The following is a 17,105-nucleotide window of genomic DNA, read 5'->3' as shown; positions in this document are numbered from 1 at the left end:
CCCGGCCACCACGGCCGGGCCCTTTCTGTTGTCTCAGTACGAGAACTGCTGCACCTGGCGGGCGTCGCCGGAGAACGTCCAGCCGGTGCGGGTGGCCGGGTCGAGCTGCACGCCCCGGCCGGGGCCCGCGCCGACGAGGCCGGTCGAGTAGTTCATGCCCCGCACCGTGCCGACTGCCTTGCCGGTGGCCAGATCCACGACCGCGAGCTGGCTGGTGGCGTTGTTGTCGAACAGCAATCCGCCGACCGCGCCGAACTGCGACACCACCGGCGGCGTCTGGAACGCGACCAGCGCCAGGTGGTGCACGCCGTCCACGGCCAGGGTCAGCGACGACTGCTTCCGCACAGCGACGGCGTTGCCCGGCACCAGGGTGTCGCCGGCGACCGGGATCAGGTTGGTCGTGCCGGTGATGTTGACGCTGAACGACCGGTACGACAGCTGATACGCGGTGTTGGTGCCGTCGTCGACGGCCAGCGCGCCGGCACAGCCATCCGACTGCCCGGCGGGCGTGACGGTGGCCGCGTCCAGATCGATGCGGGCGACCAGGGCATTGCCGCCGGCGAAGCAGATCAGCCCGCCGCCGGCCTTGGAGATGAACACCTGCCCGGTCTTCTGGTTGATATCGATCAGGAAGTACGTTCCCGGCGCGACACCCTGATCGGCCGCGATCGGCTGGCCGGCCGTCGCGGTGGCGAGGTCGACCGACACCACGGCGTCGGCGTTGTCCCCGTTGTGACGCAACAGGATCGCGGCGCGGTGTCGGGTGGTGTCGACCCGGCCGCCGATCGCCAGGTAGTCCCCGAGTGCCTCGGTGCCAACGAGTTTTGCCGCTTGCACGTCGTAGATCTCGACGCCCGTGCCGTGCAGGACGACCGCCCGGTGCGACGACGGGTCGACGCCGACGAGCCGGAAGCCGCCGCCGGTGGTCAGAACCGTGCCGTAGGTGCCGTTGCTCGGGTCGTACCGGCGAACGGCCTGGTGGCCATTGCCGTCATCGGTCACGACAACGGAATCCTTGCCCTGCGCGGCGAAGTCCACGACCACGGCGTTGTCCGGGGCGAAGCCGTCGTCCAGTTCGAGGAACGAGCTCGGGCCGGTCTGCCCCACCGGCTTGCCGTCCCGGCCGAGGGCGATCACCCGCACGTTGTACGAGTCGGAGAACCCGAGGCCGAGCCTGGCGGCGTCGAACTTCACGGAACCGTTGCGGCCGGGCAGTTTCTGGACCGACGCGGACGAGCCGTCGATGCCGTCGTCGTCCGGCCGGGTGCCGTTGGCGTTGGTGACGGTGTTGTAGGAGTTGAACAGGGTCGGCGCGGGCGCGGAGAACTCCAGCTCGGCCCCGGTCGCGCCGGGAATGCCCCGCACGTCGTAGTTGACGGAGAATGTGGTCGCGGTCCGGTTGAGGGTCAGGTTGTGCGCGTTGTCGTTGAAGGTCGGGGCGGCTGCGCGGTGATCAGCCGTCCCGCCGTCGACGCGGATCGACGCGAATTCCCCGTACACCGGGCGGAGGCTGGTCGAGTCCTGCACCACGCCGATGCCGTAGAGGCCGCCACCGCCGTTGAAGGCGCTGGCCGGAATCGTGACGTCACCCGACGTGGCGGTCAGCGGAGCCTTGTACGCCGCCGAGAAGATCGGGGCGGTCAAAGGGTTCCAGTGGCCGATCGAGGACACCACCAGCTGCGGCGACTTGGCGCTGCGGACGCCGGTCAGGTCGTAGTGCACGGTGACCGGGGCGCCCGCCCTGACCGTGGCCGGGGCGCTCGGGGCGGTCGCCTCGGCGTAGGTGCCGTCGGTCGGGCCGACGGTCAGCGTCTTCTTGGCCGACGCCAACACCTTGTGGCCGTCGCGCACCTCGAACGTCAGGTCCACGTTCCGGTCGTTCGTGTCCACGACCGGCAGGCCCGCCGCCTGCAACAGCTGCGTCGGCGTGAGCCGGACCGCCGGGTGGTCGGCGTGGAACTGCTTGCCGTTCACCGTGACCACGTAGTCGAGCTTGCGGTCGGGCGCGCCGGTGACGTCCGCGCCGATGGTCACCGGGCCGACCAGGCCCTCGCCGCTGCCGCCGGACTGGAGGTCGATGCGGTTGGGGTCGGAGGCCTCGGTGAAGTTGCCGCCGAGGTTGCCGAAGACGACCCGGTGGGCGACGGAGATTCGCTGGATCTCGGTCCTGGACGTCTTGGGCAGCAACGAGGTCACCGCCGCGGTGACGTCGATCTGGTTGCCCACGTTGAGCTTCCGGTCGATCTGCGGCGGCGTCGCCACCGGACGGCCGGTCTTCTGCAGCAGCTTGCGGACGTCGGTCGGGTCGAGGTGCTTGCCGGCCAGACGACCGGCCTGCAACACGACCGCGGCGGCGGCCGCCACTTCCGGCGCGGAGGCCGAGGTGCCGCCGTTGAACACCGCCGTCACGGCCTGCGGGCTGCCGCCGGCCGTGTGGATGAAGGCGGGAATGCCGTCACCGGGCGCGGAAACGTCGATGCGGTCGCCGAAACCGGAGGAGTAGTTCATCCCGCCGTTGGCTCGGGTGGTCGCATAGGTCCCGTTGGCCGATCCCGGCTGCGACAGGATGTCGTCCAGGGTGGTGCCGCCGACGGCGATGGCCCCGCTGTCCAGGACCTTGCTCGGGGTCGTGGAGAAGCTGTCGTCGTTGATGTCCGTGGTCTCGGATGCCTTGCGCGCCAGGTCGGTCGGCGTGCTGCCGCCGTCCGGGCCGACCGCGGCCGGCGTGTACAGGCGAGTGCCGTCGTTGGACGAGATCGTGACGACGATGCGGTAGTCGCGGACGATGGTGGAGATCACCGACTGGAGGATCGCGTCGTCCTCCAGGTAGCGGCCGGGAAAGCCGTACTGGTCGACGCCGAAGCCGAGACTGGCGGTGATCACGTTGGGGCGCGGGTTCTGCCGGGCGGCGGCCAGCAGGGCCTGCGCGATGCCGCCGTCGCTGACCTCCGTGGGCACCACCAGGCGGTACTGCGCGCCGGGGGCGATGCCGAGCAGGTCGGTCGAACGGCTGCCGAGGGCCTCGGGCCGCTGCTTGTCATGCGGCAGCGGGGCCATCACGGCGAAGTCCAGCAGCACCTCGGCCAGCTGCGCGTCCTGGCCTGTGGTGGTGCCGACCGGGTCGAGCGCGCTGCCGTTGGCCACATAGGTCGGGATCAGCGGCATGGACGGGATGTCCAGGTAACGCTGGCCGTCCTTGACCACCGTTGTCTGGTCGGTCAGGTCGCCGGAGCTGACGTTGGTGATGATCTCGCCCGTGCCGGGGAGCTGGCCGTAGCGGGAGCCGAGGGTGTCGTAGGCGCCGAGCGCGTTGACGCCGCCGGCGTTGAGAAAGCTTTGCAGGGACGAGGTGACACCGTAGTTGTCGGGCCCGGTGACCGGCAGGGTCGCGGCCCGGTCGGGCAGCGGCATCTGGCCCGAGCTCATGCTGCTGACGGCGCGGTTCGGTTCGGCGAAGCGCACTCCGGGCTGCTTGCGCAGCTCCTGCGCCGCTTTCTCGGCGTCGCCGCCGACGTGCACCACCGTCGTGTTGGGCACGCCGTCCACGGCCGTGGCGTTGGCGCCGAACTTCGCCGTGCCGTCGGTGACGACGATGACGGAGTCGGGTTGCTTGGTGACCGGCGCCGTCGGTCTGCCGACGAGGTCGCCCAAAGCGGAAGTGCCTGTGGGAGTTGGGGATAACGGGGCCGCCGGGGCGGCTGCCGTTGGACCGGCTGTAGTCAGGGCGATAGCCGAAGCCGCCGCCGTGACCAGGACCAGACCGCGCAGCATTGTGCTCCTTTCCAGGGCCTGAATGCCCGAACGACCGTGGCGGCGGTCATTCGGGCAACATCGCAGGCAGGCCCGGAGGGAGCAACGTGACGGCAGTCACCTAGTGGTTGGAGGTGTCCGCCTTTGCGCCTGTTGGGCTAACGCCGTCAACGGGCAGCTGGCTGGCCGCGTTGAGCGCGCCCACGCCGACGGCCGCCAGGGCCGCGACCACGGCGAATGCGTAGAAGCCCCACGGGTACACGATCCCGGCGGTGAGCAGGACGCCGCCGAGCAGCGGGCCGCAGATTGCGCCGATACGTCCGATGCCTGCGGTCCAGCCGAGCCCGGTGGCCCGCGCCTCCGGCGGATAGGCACGGGTGGTGTAGGCGTAGACCAGGACCTGGGCGCTGAAGACGAACGCCCCGGACAGGAAAACCGCGATGTACAAGGCGAATCCGGGCATCTTGACGCTCAGCACGGCCAGCAGCACCGCGGCCACCACGAACCAGCCCAGCGTCGCCGGCTTCATGCCGATGCGGTCGGCGACCATGCCGGCCACCAACAATCCGACGACGCCGCCGAAGTTCAGCGTCAGCAACAGGCCCAGCGCCGCGCCGAGGGGGTAGCCGGCCTGCCGCATGATCTCCGGCAGCCAGGTGTTCAGGCCGTACACCAGGATCAGGCCCATGAAGGAGGTGACCCAGAACGCGATCGTCACGGCGACCATGCGGCCCTTGAAGAGGGTCGCCAGTGCCTGCTTGATCGACGAGCCGGCGCGGTGCTCGACCGGCGTGGCCGAGTCGGGCAGGTGCTTGATCATCAGCGGCACCAGCGCGAGCGCCGGCACCGCGCCCACCACGAACATGGCCTGCCAGCCCAGCGGCTCGATCAGGGCGATGCCCAGCAGGGCGGTGGCCATCGCGCCGACGTGGTAGCCGGTCATCACGGTCGTGGTCGCCGTGCTCGGCCGGCCGGTGCGGGCGTAGTGCTCGCTGACCAGCGTGATGGCCGTGGGCAGGCAGCCGCCGAGACCGAGGCCGGCGATGAAGCGCAGCGCGCCGAACAGGAGGGCCGACGGCGCCACCGCGCACAGCAGCGTGCACACGGAGAACACCGTCACCGACACGATCATCGCCCGGCGGCGGCCGAGGACCTCGGTGACGGTGCCCAGCACCAGCGCGCCGATGGTCATGCCGACCAGGCCGATGGTGGACACGAGCGTGGCGGTCGCGGGGGTCAGGCCCCACACGTTGCCGCGCAGCAGCACCGGCAGCACGGTGCCCAGCACGACCAGGTCGAAGCCGTCCAACAGGACGGCCGACCAGCACAGCGGCAGCACCCAGCCTCGGCCGGGAGCTTCGAGGGAAGTCACAGGGCCCTCCTTTGTTCGCGATGCGCACAGATATTCGTGATGCGAACGAGGGTAGCGGCCACGGCACGAGCCGGACAGAAACTCACAGACTTCTCTGCGAATCGGGCAACACTCGGGCAGCTGGTTGCCCTGAATCCTCAGGCGCGCAGCAGCTGATAGGCCGGCAGCTTGGCCGTGACGCCCTCGCCCGCCGGGCGGCTGGTCAGCCGGCGCCACAGCCACGGGCCGACCTGTCCGGCCACCCATCGCACCTGGTCAGCCGGCCGCACGGCCGACACCTTCTCGTGCTCCGAGCTGTCGGCGGCCGACGGCTGGCCGTGCAGGAAGGCCAGGAACTCGTCGGCGATGAGCTGATGCCCGTACGCGCTGGGATGCAGCTTGTCCGAGCTCCAGATCGCCGGATCGGTCGGCGTCGACCGGGCCAGGTCCAGGCACCGCACGCCGTGCTCGGCGGCGGCCTGCCGGACCGCGTCGTTGAGACGGCGGCCTCGGCGCACGAAGCTGGCCCGCATCCGGGCCGGCAGCGGCACTCCGATGCCCGGCTCGGGCAGCGTCGCCGTGAACACCACGGCACCGGTCGCGGCCAGGCCGCCGTAGATCGCGCCCAGGTCGCGGCGCAGCGTGCCGACGTCGAACCGGGGCCGTAGCAGGTCGTTCATGCCGACGATGACGCTGACCAGGTCCGGAGCGAGGTCGACGGCCGGCCCCACCTGCGTGGCCAGCACCTGGCTCGCGGTCAGGCCCCGGACGGCGAGGTTGGCGTACTCGACCTCGCCCCGCCGGGCGGCCAGGCCGTGCGCGAAACGGTCCGCCCAGCCACGCGGGCGACCGTCATCGGCGAAGTCGCCGATGCCCTCGGTCAGGCTGTCCCCCAGCGCGACATAACGTCTCATGTTCGGACGGTACCTCGATCACGCCGACCCGGGGGCGAACCTCTTCTCGTCCCAACGGCCGTTCGCCTCCAGCATCTTGCGGCCGATCCGCGCCGCCGCCGCCAGATCCTCGGCGTCCAAAATGGACTCGAAGTGGCGGTTCACCGACTGCCAGTAGACGACCATCGTCTGGCCCTGGAGCACCCGCAGGCCCTCCTCCGTCGGCACCGCGCACACCGTCCGCCGGTTGTCCGGCGGCTGCACCCGCTCCACCCACCCCCGCCGCACCAGCCGGTCGACCAGCCGTGTGACGCCGCTCGGGCTGATCGACAGCAGCTCCGACAGCTCGGCCATGGTCAGCCGCTGGTCCTTGGCCGTCTTGAGGCGGTAGAGCGTCGAATGCTCGCTCAGCGTGCAGCCGCAGTGCTCCTCCATGGTGGCGCTGAGCGACTCTTCGATCGTCTTCACGCCCTGTTGCAGATAGAGCCACGCCAGCAGGGGGTCGGGATCCGCCATGGCAAAAGTTGACGGCAGAACACTTCCGCTGTCAACAGTTGCCGACCCCTCACCGCCCCCTCCCCCATAGGCCCACAAAAAGACTTGCGCGAGGAATCTTTTCACGGTCAAACTTTGTGCATGGAACATTCACAGCTGACGGTGGCGGTCACGGGGGCGAGCGGCACGCAGGGCGGGGCGACGGCCAGGGCGCTGTTGGCCGACGGACATCGGGTGCGGGCGGTGAACAGGCGGCCGATCGAGCTGCCCGGGGCGGAGGCGGTGCGGGCGGACTTCGACGATCCGGGGTCGCTGGACCGGGCGTTCGCCGGGGCGGATGCGGTCTTTCTGGTGACGACGCCGTTCGGCACGGACCTAGACACGGAGATCCGGCACGGGGTGGACGCCATCGACGCGGCGGTGCGGGCCGACGTCCGGCACATCGTGTTCACGTCGGCGACCAACGCGGACCGGGGCACGGGCATCCCGCACTTCGACAGCAAGTGGGTCATCGAGCGGCATCTGGCGCAGGCGACGGACAACTGGACGGTGATCGCCCCGTCGGCGTTCATGGACAACGTGGCGGGCGGCTGGGCCAGCCGGTCGCTGCGGCAGGGCAAGTACTCGCTGCCGCTGTCGCCGGGGACACCGCTGAAGCTGATCGCGGCGGCGGACATCGGGGCGTTCGCGGCGTTGGCCATAGGGCGCCGCAAGGAGTTCCTCGGCCGCCGCGTCGACATCGCCTCGGACGAGCGCACCGGCAAGGAGATGGCTAGCACGCTCGGCACGGTGCTCGATCGTGACGTCGAGTTCGACGCGGCCAGCGTCGAGGATGTTGCGCGGTACTCCGCCGATCTGGCGGCGATGTTCGCCTACTTCGAGAGGGTCGGCATGGACGTCGACATCACGCGCCTGCGGACCGACTATCCCGAGATCGGCTGGCACACCTTCGCCGACTGGGCCGGAAAGGCCCTCAGCTGACCAGCACGGGCAGGCTTTCGACGGCCCGGCTCTGGCGAGTGAACTGCCACGGCACCCGCGCCGGCGAAACCGACAGGCGCAGCAAGGGAAACTCGTCGACGAGCTGCTCAAGCACGGTCTCGGCCAGCAGCCGGCCGAGCAGGGAGCCGATGCGGTGCTGCACGCCGTGGCCGACGGTGCCGGCGTAGCGACGGTCGGACGGGCAGTCGGCGCCGGCGAGCATGACGACCTCGCCGGCGGGAATCACGGTGCCGCCCAACCGAACCGGCTCGGTGGTGCACCGGAAGGTGCCGACGTGCAAGGGATCGCTGCCGCTGACCAGTTCGGCGATCATGTCGGACATCAGCACAGGTTCGTTGCGAGCCAAGGCAACCCGGCAGGGGCTGTCCAGCAGCGCGGACATGGCGTTGGCCACGAAGCCGCCGGCGATCTCCACCCCGCCCACCACGAGCATGGCCACCAGGTTGAGCATCTCGTCGTTCGTGACCTTCAACGCCGCCAACGACGACACGAGGTCGCTGGCGGCGACGGCGGCGAGATGGGCCGGCAGGTCGGCGCCGGCCCGTTCGTGAAAGGCGAGCAGAATCTCGGTCCACGAAAGGATTCTGTCCTCGACCGGCAGCCCGAGCAGCTCGCACGTGAGCAGCACGGGCAGCGGCCGGGCGATCTCGGCGACGAGATCGCCCGACCGCCGTCCACGCAGCGGCGTGAGCAGACCGGCCACCAGCTCGGTGACCAGCGGGCGCAGCGGCTCGACGTTTCACAGCCGTGAACACCGAGGCCCCGAGCCGGCGCAGCCGGTCGGCGGACTCGTTGCACAGCAACGGTTCCGCCACAGCCATGGGCAGGGCCCGCAACGCCTGGCCGTCGAGGTCGTCGCCGTCGATGACGTGCCCGGCGGCCCGGGTGTCCCGGCTCAGGCGCGGGTCGGAAAGCCCGGCCCGCACGTCCTGATATCCGGTCACCAGCCACACTTTCGCCCCGCCCGCGGTCAACGTCGGGACGATCCCCGGTAACTCCGGTGTCGGTCGCTCACACATGTCCCGCGCACCCCCGTGCCGTTGCCGTCAAGTGTGGGTGACACGAGCGGTGACGCGGACCGGTTCAACCCCGAACGAAATCAATCACCCGGGCGGCCACCTCGGCCGGCGACGGCATGGCCGCGACCTCGGCGGCGACCTCGGCCGCGGTGGTGCGGAACTTGTCCTCGTCGAGCAGCTGGTTGATCACCCGCGCGTCGAGCTCGGACTCCTCGACCTGAAGGCCGATGCCACGGTCCTGCACCGCGTCGGCGTTGATGTACCGGTCCGCGCCGCTGGGCGCGACCAGCTGCGGAACGCCCATCGTCAGCGGCGTCATCGCGGTGCCGGCGCCACCGTGGTGGATGAGCAGGGAACTGCTGGCCAGCAACGAGTTCAGCGGGATCCAGCCCGCGGCGCGGACGTTCGAGGGCAGCGGGCCGAGGCTGTCGAGGGCGACCTTCTCACCCAGCGCCAGCACGAACTCGGCGTCCACGTCCGGCGCCGCCGCGATGATCCGCTCGACCGGGCCGAGGCCGTTCATCGTCGGGGCGACGGTGCCGAGCGTGACGGCGACCCGCGGCCGGTCGGGAATCTCGCCCAGCGAGTCCGGTTCCACGCCGCCGCCGTTGTAGGGCACGTACCGCATCGACCAGCCCTCGGGCTCGCCGGCGATCATGCTGGGCGGCGCGATGTCGACGTGCGCCATCCGCTCCGGCAGGCCGACGCCGTGCTGCTCGAACTCGGCGGCCATGTGCTCGCGGAACATCTCCGTCATGCCGGCCGGGCGCACGAAGCCGAAGCCGTGGCCGACCCGCGGCACGCCCAGCCGGGCCGCGGCGATCAGGCCCGCGCCGGACATGGAGCCCTCCACGATGACGTCCGGGCGGAACCGCTCGGCGGCGGCCAGCACGCCCGGCACCAGCGGCCTGGTCAGGAACGGCAGGAACTCGCCGACCTCCTTGACGTCCCGGACGCGGCGGGTGCCCATCTCGGCGAAATGCGGATGCTGCTCACGGAGCTGCGCGAACTGCTGCCGCATGTCGTAACCGGGCAGCACGTCCACGACCGGCAGGCCGGCGCCGGCGACCACCAGCCCGGCGCTGGCCGTGGCGACCAGGACGTCGTGTCCGGCCGCGCGTAAAGCCCAGGTCAGCGGGACGATCGGGAAGACATGGCCCACACCGGGGGCCGAAACTACGAGAACACGCACGAGGACTCCCCCATAGAGAACGAAGCGTTTTCTATCCTGACGGTAGTCCCGGGCGTTAGAGAACGCAACGGACTCTAAGCTGAATGGATGGGTGGCGTGGATCACCGCAAGGGGCCGCGACGACGCGGCGACGAGCTCAACCAGGCGATCTTCACCGCCGCCCTGGAGGAGCTGGTTGAGGTCGGCTACCAGCGGCTGACCATGGAGCGGGTGGCCGAACGGGCCCGCACCAGCAAGGCCTCGCTGTACCGGCGCTGGGCCGGCCGGCCCGAGCTGATGATGGACGCCGTCATCCACGCCTTCCCCACCGTCGGCGAACTGCCTGACACCGGCGAGCTGCGCGCCGACCTGTTCGCCGCCCTGCGCACCATGGCCGACGCCCTCAACAGTCCGCTGGGCCAGGCCGTGCGGTCGGTGCTGGCCGAGGTCGCCATCGACCAGAAAGCCATGCTGCGACACAGAGAGCGGTTCGTCGAACGCCGCAACCAGCTCATGCTCGACCTCGTACGCCGCGCCGCCGCCCGCGGGCAGGTCCGCCCCGGCGCGCTGACGCCCCGCGTCGCCGCCGTCGGCCCCGCGCTGATGCGCGACCACTTCCTCACCCACGGCGGCCCCATCACCGACGAGGTCGTCGCCGAGATCGTCGACGAGGTGCTGGTCCCGCTGTTGCGGGCCTGACAAGTCAGCCGATCTGGCCGCCGCCGCAGGACCGGAACATCGCCGGGGTGAGCTGCGACTCCTTGAAGAACCGCCGCACCTCGGGCGCCGTGATCAGGCACTTCAGCTGGTCGGGGAGATCGTCGTCGGCCTCGGCCGCCATGATCCGGTCGATCAGGTCGGCATCCTGTTCGAGGTGCTCGGCCAGCAGCGGCCACCGCAGGCGGATGATCGTCCACAGCGCGAGCGCGTCCGAACCCACGGTGTTGCCCTCCAGCGTGCGCAGGGTGCGCACCACGCCGTAGGTGTTGACGAAGCGCTTCATGCCTCGCGGGTTGGCCAGCAGCAGCGGGGCGAACTTCTGGAGCTCGTGCTCGGTCGCCGCGCTGACCTCCGGCGTGGACATCTTGGCGATGGCGTCGGCGATGACCGCCCGCCGAACCGGTGGGCTGGCGTTGTCGAGGACGTCGAGCACCTCGCCCTCGGTGCGGCTGCTCACCATCCGGGCCTGCGCCTCGTGCACCTCGTCGGTCGGCTCCTGACGGCCAGAGTCGGGGGCGACCCCCAGCAGCGTGTCGAAGTAGCAGGATCGCGCCTCCTCGCCCATGGCCGGCATCGGCACGCTGAGCTGGAACAGCTTGTCCAGGAACAGATGTCCGAGCGGCCGGCCCGGTTCGTCCACGGCGCCCTGGAAGTTCTCGTACGTCTTCTCGTAGGCCCGGCGCAGCCACGCCCCGTCGGCCGCGACCACGAAACTGGCCGCGCGCGGGATCTGTTTCGTGCCGCCCGGCGCGTCGCGAACCAGGTTCTGCACGGCTTCCAGGATCGCCACCACGTACTTCTCGTCGCACCGGTCGAGGTCGTCGATGAACAGCACCACCGGTTTGGACGCGTGGTCGACCAGCCAGGCGAAGTGCTCCGTCACCTCACGCATCGGGTTGGTGTGCGACTGCTCCAGCAGCCGGGCCCCACTGGCCGAGTTCCACAGCAGCAGCCGGGCCGCGATCTTGCCCACCGACCAGAACGCCGCCAGCACCCCCAGTCCGCCCGTGATCGCCTTGGCGAAGTCCCCGAAGTCCTTGGGCGCCAACGGAATCGGTTGGAAGATCATGAGCACCGCGGCGACAAGCACCGCCAGCACGAGCATCGCCAGCAGATAGGAGGCTCCCGACCGGCGCACCCGCGCCCACGTCTCCTTTACGTGCCACCACAGTCGGTTCCGTCGCGGCTGGGCCCGGATCAGTTGGTCCCGAAGGCAGGTGATCAGCGCCCACCACGGCGGTTCCACCCGGGCGTACCGCCAGGCATTGAACGTCACGACCAGCGCCGATGCGGCCAGCTCGTGTTCGATCAGGTTGAGCAGGCTCGTCTTGCCCGCTCCCCAGGGTCCATCCAGGTGCAGCAGGAAGGACACCTCCGGCCGCCGATCCTGCGCCTGCCGCAACCGCTTCGCCAGGTCTTCAGCCAGCAGATCCCGGTCCAGCCGATCTTTGCACGCCGGCGCATCATCCACGAATTCGACGTTCCGCCGGGGCACCCGCGTGAGTCGGCTCAGCCGCGTCTCGGCCGCCGCGCGACCCTCGGCGGTTTCCTCTCGTAACAACAACTCGTGAGCATAGGCATGGATCAACGAATGCAGCTGGTAGCTGTCCGCACCGTCCCGATCGAGCATGCTCTCGTTCGCGAGGGTTTCGAGCAAGGCGGCAGCGGCCTGCGGCGGCACGTCGGCGAGCGCGGCGGCCTCCGCGATCTTCACCGGACCGCCCGGGTGCAGTCCCAGCCGCCGCAGCAGCCGCGCAGCTTCGGACGACAGCGTGGCGTAGGTCAAGGACAGCATGTGTTCCGTAGAAACCACGTCCTCGAGTCCGCGAGTGCTGTCGGCCAGTTCGGACAGGGGCCGCTGACTTCGCAGTGCGCGCCCGGCAGCTACACGCAGGGCCAACGGCAGCCCCTGACAGCTGTCGATGAGCCGGCTGACCGCTTCAGGTTCGGCAGCCATACGCTCGCCGCCGAGCACTTCCGCCAGCAACTCCCGTGATTCGTCGTCGGCCAGCGGATCGACCCGGATCAACCTGGTGAAGGTGGTCGCCGACAAGTTCAAGTCGCGGCGACTCGTGATCACCAACTGGCAATCGCCGTCGTCGGGTACCAGTGGCGCGACCTGCTCGCTGGCGGCCACATTGTCGAGCACGATCAACATATGCCGGAAGCTGGCCATCTCGCGGAACAGTGCCGAGCGGGCATCAAGGCCGTCCGGCATCCGGTCGGGCTCGACGCCGAATGCGCTCAGGACCGAGGCCAGGGCCACGGCGGGTGCGACGGGGACGCCGCCAGCGGAGTATCCACGCATGTCGAGGAAGATCTGGCCATAGGGGAAGTTTTCGGCCACTTGGTTGGCCCAGTGCACCACCAACGCCGTCTTGCCGACACCGCCCATACCCACCACCTGGATCACACCCGGTGTCTCGCCACCGACCAGCTGGTTGAGTAACTCGATCTCTGAATCTCGTCCAATGAAGTTCTGCACCGGCGCCGGGAGCTGCCGCGGGATCGGCCCTGTCATCACGGCCCCTTTCGCGTGCGAACGCGTACAGGATGCACCGGGAGGCCGAGAAATACGTGTTACTCCTGCTTTGGCGTGAAAGGGGGCTCGACTTGTGCCACCTTGGGACCGGTGGAGCTTCGTCTGCTGGGACCGGTCGGCGCGCGGATGGGCGACGACGTGGTGGCGCTGGGGCCACGGCAGCAGCGGCTGGTGCTGGCCCTGCTGGCGCTGGAGGTCAACCGGACGGTCCCGGTGCAGAGGCTGATCGAGTGGGTGTGGCCGGGCGACCCGCCGCGCAGTGCGCCGCATGCGATCAAGGTGCAGGTGTCGAATCTGCGGGCGATCCTGGCCGACGTGGGCGAGGCGATGGGGATCGCCACCGAGGGCGCCGGCTACCTGTTGCGGGGCCGATCCGCTGGCGGTGGACGTGCATCGCTTCTCGAACGGCGTGACCCGGGCCCGGCTCGCGCCGAACGACCGGGTCAAGGTCGTGCTGCTCGACCAGGCGCTGGGCCTGTGGCGCGGGCCGGCGCTGGCCGATGTGGCGGCGCCGGAGATCCGCGAAAGGCTGTGCGGCGGCCTCGAAGAGACGCGCCTGGTGGCGATGGAGGACCGGATCGACGCGCGGCTCCGCCTGGGCCAGCACAACGAGATCCTCGGCGAGATCACCACGCTCGCCGACACCCATCCGACCCGGGAGCGGCTCATCGGCCAGCTCGTGCTGGCCCTGCACCGCGCCGGCCAGTCGACCAAGGCGCTGGACATCGCCCGCCGCACCAGGACGCACCTGGCCGAGGAGCTGGGCATCGATCCCGGCGCGGAGCTGCAACGCCTCGAACTGGCCGTGCTGCGCAACGATCCCGCCCTCGACCTGATGCCGCCGCGCGAGCCGGAATCGGCGCTGCCAGCCCATCGCACGAGGCTGATCGGCCGCGACCGTGACGTCGCGGACGTGGTCGAACGGGTCGCCCGGGCGCGGCTGGTGACGCTGACCGGACCCGGCGGCGTCGGCAAGACGCGGCTGGCCCTGGCCGCAGCACGGGAACTGGAGACGCGGTTTGCCGACGGCGTCACGGTCGTGCCGCTGGCCCCGATCCGCGACCCGAACCTGGTGCTGCCGACCATCGCCGCCGGCCTGGCCATCAAGGACCTGGCCGGCGATTCGTTGCGCACCACCGTGCAGCGGCACCTGCGGGACCGGAGTCCGTTGCTGCTGCTGGACAATCTCGAACATCTACTGGACGCCGCGCCGGACATCGGCTGGCTGCTCGACGCCGCGCCCCGGCTCACGGTGCTGGTCACCAGCCGGTCTCCACTACGGCTGAACGGTGAGCAGCTGCGCCCGGTGCAGTCGCTGGACATGCCGGCGGCGATGGAGCTGTTCACCGAACGCGCGCGTCAGGCCGGGGCGCTCGGCGACCTCGACAGCGACACAGTTGAGGCGATCTGCGAGCGGATGGACCGCCTGCCGCTGGCCGTCGAGCTCGCGGCCGCCCGAACCCGGCTGCTGTCCCCCGAGGCACTGCAAGACCAGCTCGAACGGTCCCACGACCTGCTCACTGACGGGGCTCGTGACCTCCCGGCCCGGCACCAGGCGCTGTCGGCCACCATCGCGTGGAGCTACGACCTGCTCACCACCGACGAACAAGCCATGCTGCGGGCAATGTCGGTGTTCGCCGGAGGTTGCACCGCGGCGGCCGCGGCCGAGGTCGCCGATCTGGACCTGACCACGACCCTGAGGCTGTTGAGCGGATTGCTGGACGCCAGCCTGATCGTGCGCCAGGGCGAGTCGCGGTTCGCCCTGCTGGAGACGGTCCGGACCTTCGCCCGGGTCCAGGGAAACCTCGACGGCCTCCGGGAACGCCACGCCGTGCACGTCGAAGGCCTCATGCGGCAGGCGCGACACGGCGTGGACGGCCCGGACCAGCGCACGTGGTTCCGGCGGTTGACCGACGAGCGTGACAACCTGCGGGCGGCCATGCGCTGGCTGCTCGATCGGGGCCGATTCGCCCGCTGCGCCGCGATCCTCGACTTCCACCCGCTCTGGCTGGTCGCGGGCAGCTTCCGCGAGTACCAGCAGTGGGCCCGGGAGATCCTGGCCGACAGCGACCAGGCCGGCGTGCTCGCGCACTACGCGTACACGGTGACCGGCCGGGACCTGGCCGAGGTGGGCCGGCTGGCCGACAAGGCCATCGCCATGGCCCGGGACACCGGCGATCCCGAGACGCTGGCCACGGCGCTGTGCCGCCGGGCCCACATCGGGAACTGGACCAGGGACTACGCGCTGTCCCACGCCATGTTCACCGAGGCGGAGATCGTGCTGCGCCAGCTGGACTGGCCGAGCACCCACGGCGGCGTGCGGGCCATTCGGGCCGGCATGGAGCTCAAGCTGGGCCGGCCCGAGCAGGCCGAACGCGACCTGATCGCGCTGGAGGCCGAGCGCCGGCCGGCCGGTGCGCCATGGGACCTGGGCGTGATCCTGGCCTGGCGGGCCGCCGTGCTGATCCACCGGGCCGAGTGGGTGCCAGCCGAGCGGGCGGCCCGGGAGGCGGTGGCGATCCTGGAGCCGGTCGGCGCGCCCTTGATCATGGTGCTCGCGCTGATCTACCTGGCGGTCATCGCCGCGCACCGGGACGACCCGACCCGGTCGGCCCGGCTGGGCGGCGCCGCCTCCACGTATGCCGACCAGTTCAGCCCGGGCATGATCGCCCGGTCCGTGGCCCGACTGTTCACCGATGCCCTGGCCACGGCCCGAGACTCCCTCGGCGCGCAGTCCTACGACACCCTGTTCGCCGAGGGCCGGGCCATGAACTGGCGTCAGACCGTGGAACTGGCCCTCAGCTGAGCAGGGCCGGCAGGTCCCGCACCGACTCCAGCACGTGAGTTGCCTGCACCGCCTCGAATTCCGCCCGGGTCGAGGCCCCGGTGAGCACGCCGGCGGCGATGGCGGCCCCGGCCCGCAGGCCGCTGACCACGTCGGACGGGGTGTCGCCGACCACGGCGACCTCCCGCACGTCGTCGATGCCCAGGCGCAGCACTGCCGTGAGCACCATGTCCGGGAACGGCCGCCCGCGGCCGGCGTCGGCTGGGGTGAGGGCGATGTCGGTCAGGTCGTGCCAGCCGAGGGCGGCGATGATGGCGTCCTGGGTGGGACGGGCGAAGCCGGTGGTCAGCGCGACCTTCACGCCGGCAGCCCGCAGGTCCTTGATCGCCTGCTCGGCACCCGGGATCGACGAGCAGTGCCCGGCCTCGACGAGCCGGCTGTAGGCGGCCTCGAAGGCCCGATTGGCCTGCTGCGCCTCGGTTTCCGGCAGCAGCGCCCGGAACACGACGATCTTGGACTGCCCCATGGTGCGGCGCACGTGGTCCAGCATCGCCGGGAAGCGATCGTCCGTGCAGGACACTCCTACGGCACCAATGGCCTCGGAGAACGCCTGCTCGACCAGGCCGTCGTCGGCCACCGTGGTGCCGGCCATGTCCAGTACTGCCAAGGAGATCATCAGAGTCCCGCCTCCAGTGCGGTGCGCTCGGCGATGGCCGGCGAACAGGTCATGCCCCGGCCGCCCGGTCCGGTGATCAGCCAGGCGTTGTCGGCGACGGCGGCCCGGTGCACGACCATGGCCGGATCGGTGTGTTGGGCGTACACGCCGGCCCACCGCCGCCGACTCGGCGGAAGTGCCCGCCCCAGCAGGGATTCCGCCACAGAAACGAGATGCTCGTACGGGGCGGAGTCGACGTCGAAGGTGAAGGGCTCGTCGTACTCGTGGGTGTCGCCGATGGTCAGCGAACCATCAAGCCGTTGCACCATCAGGAGTTGCATCTTGTGCTCACGGGGAACCGGCGGCTGCGGCTGCTGAAGGTTCAAGGCGTCCAGCGCCGGGCCGCGATAGGCCGGGTAGTAGCGGAAGCTGTCGCCGTCGGCCACCGACGTGGTCAGCGGCTCGTCCAGCGGATCGGTCTGCATCATCTGCAACCGCACCCTCCGCACCGGCACCTCGCCGACGATTTCCCGCACCAGGCCGCCCAACGCAGCCCCGGTGCACAGCAGGACCAGATCCGCCCCGTGCACTTCGCCGTGATCATCACGCACGCCCTGGGGCAGCAACGCCCGAACCTCACGACCCGGCAGCCAGGTGTAGCGACCGGAGGCCAGGAGGTGTTGCCGCAGTGCCGGTTGCGCCACGCGAGGCTCCACGGTGGC

Annotated in this window: 12 protein-coding genes and 1 pseudogene; 4 read left to right on the top strand and 9 right to left on the bottom strand. The window is 70.4% G+C overall.

Annotated elements, in window-relative coordinates; translation table 11 throughout:
• Positions 1-33 precede the first annotated feature (33 nt).
• The 4 genes from KUTG_RS36565 to KUTG_RS62045 form a co-directional block, all read right to left on the bottom strand.
• A complete protein-coding gene (locus KUTG_RS36565; RefSeq protein WP_052395815.1) occupies positions 34-3,651 on the bottom strand; it encodes a S8 family serine peptidase in 3,618 nt (1,205 codons plus the stop codon).
• Positions 3,652-3,871: 220 nt separating this feature from the next.
• Entirely contained in the window at positions 3,872-5,122 is a 1,251-nt protein-coding gene (locus KUTG_RS36560; protein ID WP_043723372.1) for an MFS transporter, read from the bottom strand.
• Between the two features lie 137 nt (positions 5,123-5,259).
• Positions 5,260-6,015: an SGNH/GDSL hydrolase family protein gene (locus tag KUTG_RS36555; protein ID WP_043723370.1), complete on the bottom strand. Its 756-nt coding sequence runs from the start codon at positions 6,013-6,015 to the stop codon at positions 5,260-5,262.
• 18 nt (positions 6,016-6,033) lie between these two features.
• Positions 6,034-6,510, bottom strand: a complete 477-nt coding sequence (locus tag KUTG_RS62045) for a MarR family winged helix-turn-helix transcriptional regulator (RefSeq protein ID WP_052395814.1) — start codon at positions 6,508-6,510, stop codon at positions 6,034-6,036.
• Between the two features lie 120 nt (positions 6,511-6,630).
• On the opposite strand from KUTG_RS62045, the gene KUTG_RS36545 reads away from it, so the two are divergent.
• Positions 6,631-7,470: an NmrA/HSCARG family protein gene (locus tag KUTG_RS36545; RefSeq protein WP_043723367.1), complete on the top strand. Its 840-nt coding sequence runs from the start codon at positions 6,631-6,633 to the stop codon at positions 7,468-7,470.
• On the opposite strand, the gene KUTG_RS36540 is transcribed toward KUTG_RS36545, so the two are convergent.
• On the bottom strand, positions 7,463-8,194 hold the full coding sequence (locus tag KUTG_RS36540) for a cytochrome P450 family protein (RefSeq protein ID WP_043723366.1): 732 nt from the start codon (positions 8,192-8,194) through the stop codon (positions 7,463-7,465). The genes KUTG_RS36545 and KUTG_RS36540 overlap by 8 nt on opposite strands.
• Positions 8,195-8,574: 380 nt before the next feature.
• On the bottom strand, positions 8,575-9,702 hold the full coding sequence (locus KUTG_RS36535) for a nucleotide disphospho-sugar-binding domain-containing protein (protein ID WP_043723363.1): 1,128 nt from the start codon (positions 9,700-9,702) through the stop codon (positions 8,575-8,577).
• Between the two features lie 87 nt (positions 9,703-9,789).
• On the opposite strand from KUTG_RS36535, the gene KUTG_RS36530 reads away from it, so the two are divergent.
• On the top strand, positions 9,790-10,380 hold the full coding sequence (locus tag KUTG_RS36530; RefSeq protein WP_043723362.1) for a TetR/AcrR family transcriptional regulator: 591 nt from the start codon (positions 9,790-9,792) through the stop codon (positions 10,378-10,380).
• Positions 10,381-10,384: 4 nt separating this feature from the next.
• Here KUTG_RS36530 and KUTG_RS54310 read toward each other — a convergent pair whose 3' ends face one another.
• Positions 10,385-12,922 (bottom strand): P-loop NTPase fold protein, encoded by a 2,538-nt coding sequence (locus KUTG_RS54310; protein WP_084580183.1) that lies wholly within the window; start codon positions 12,920-12,922, stop codon positions 10,385-10,387.
• A gap of 147 nt (positions 12,923-13,069) precedes the next feature.
• Between KUTG_RS54310 and KUTG_RS66595 the strand changes: the two are divergent.
• Together KUTG_RS66595 and KUTG_RS54305 are read left to right on the top strand one after the other, a co-directional pair.
• Positions 13,070-13,294, top strand: a pseudogene (locus KUTG_RS66595) (winged helix-turn-helix domain-containing protein); the annotation flags it as partial.
• A 37-nt stretch (positions 13,295-13,331) separates the two neighbouring features.
• Entirely contained in the window at positions 13,332-15,749 is a 2,418-nt protein-coding gene (locus KUTG_RS54305; protein WP_198047422.1) for an ATP-binding protein, read from the top strand.
• On the opposite strand, the gene KUTG_RS36495 is transcribed toward KUTG_RS54305, so the two are convergent.
• Complete coding sequence (locus tag KUTG_RS36495; RefSeq protein ID WP_043723353.1) at positions 15,742-16,404, bottom strand: phosphonatase-like hydrolase; 663 nt, start codon at positions 16,402-16,404, stop codon at positions 15,742-15,744. The genes KUTG_RS54305 and KUTG_RS36495 overlap by 8 nt on opposite strands.
• Positions 16,404-17,105: FAD-dependent oxidoreductase (locus KUTG_RS36490; RefSeq protein WP_043723352.1), on the bottom strand; the 702-nt coding region annotated here is incomplete at its 5' end. The genes KUTG_RS36490 and KUTG_RS36495, both read right to left, overlap by 1 nt.

This window comes from Kutzneria sp. 744 (assembly GCF_000568255.1).
Taxonomy (GTDB): Bacteria; Actinomycetota; Actinomycetes; order Mycobacteriales; family Pseudonocardiaceae; genus Kutzneria.
This window is presented reverse-complemented; position numbering and strand designations above follow the sequence as displayed.

What these genes read in the sequence shown, in the direction of transcription:
- KUTG_RS36555 (WP_043723370.1), bottom strand. Translation starts at nt 6,015, where the DNA reads ATGAGACGTTATGTCGCGCTGGGGGACAGCCTGACCGAGGGCATCGGC.
- KUTG_RS62045 (WP_052395814.1), bottom strand. Translation starts at nt 6,510, where the DNA reads ATGGCGGATCCCGACCCCCTGCTGGCGTGGCTCTATCTGCAACAGGGC.
- KUTG_RS36545 (WP_043723367.1), top strand. Translation starts at nt 6,631, where the DNA reads ATGGAACATTCACAGCTGACGGTGGCGGTCACGGGGGCGAGCGGCACG.
- KUTG_RS36530 (WP_043723362.1), top strand. Translation starts at nt 9,790, where the DNA reads ATGGGTGGCGTGGATCACCGCAAGGGGCCGCGACGACGCGGCGACGAG.
- KUTG_RS54310 (WP_084580183.1), bottom strand. Translation starts at nt 12,922, where the DNA reads ATGACAGGGCCGATCCCGCGGCAGCTCCCGGCGCCGGTGCAGAACTTC.
- KUTG_RS36495 (WP_043723353.1), bottom strand. Translation starts at nt 16,404, where the DNA reads ATGATCTCCTTGGCAGTACTGGACATGGCCGGCACCACGGTGGCCGAC.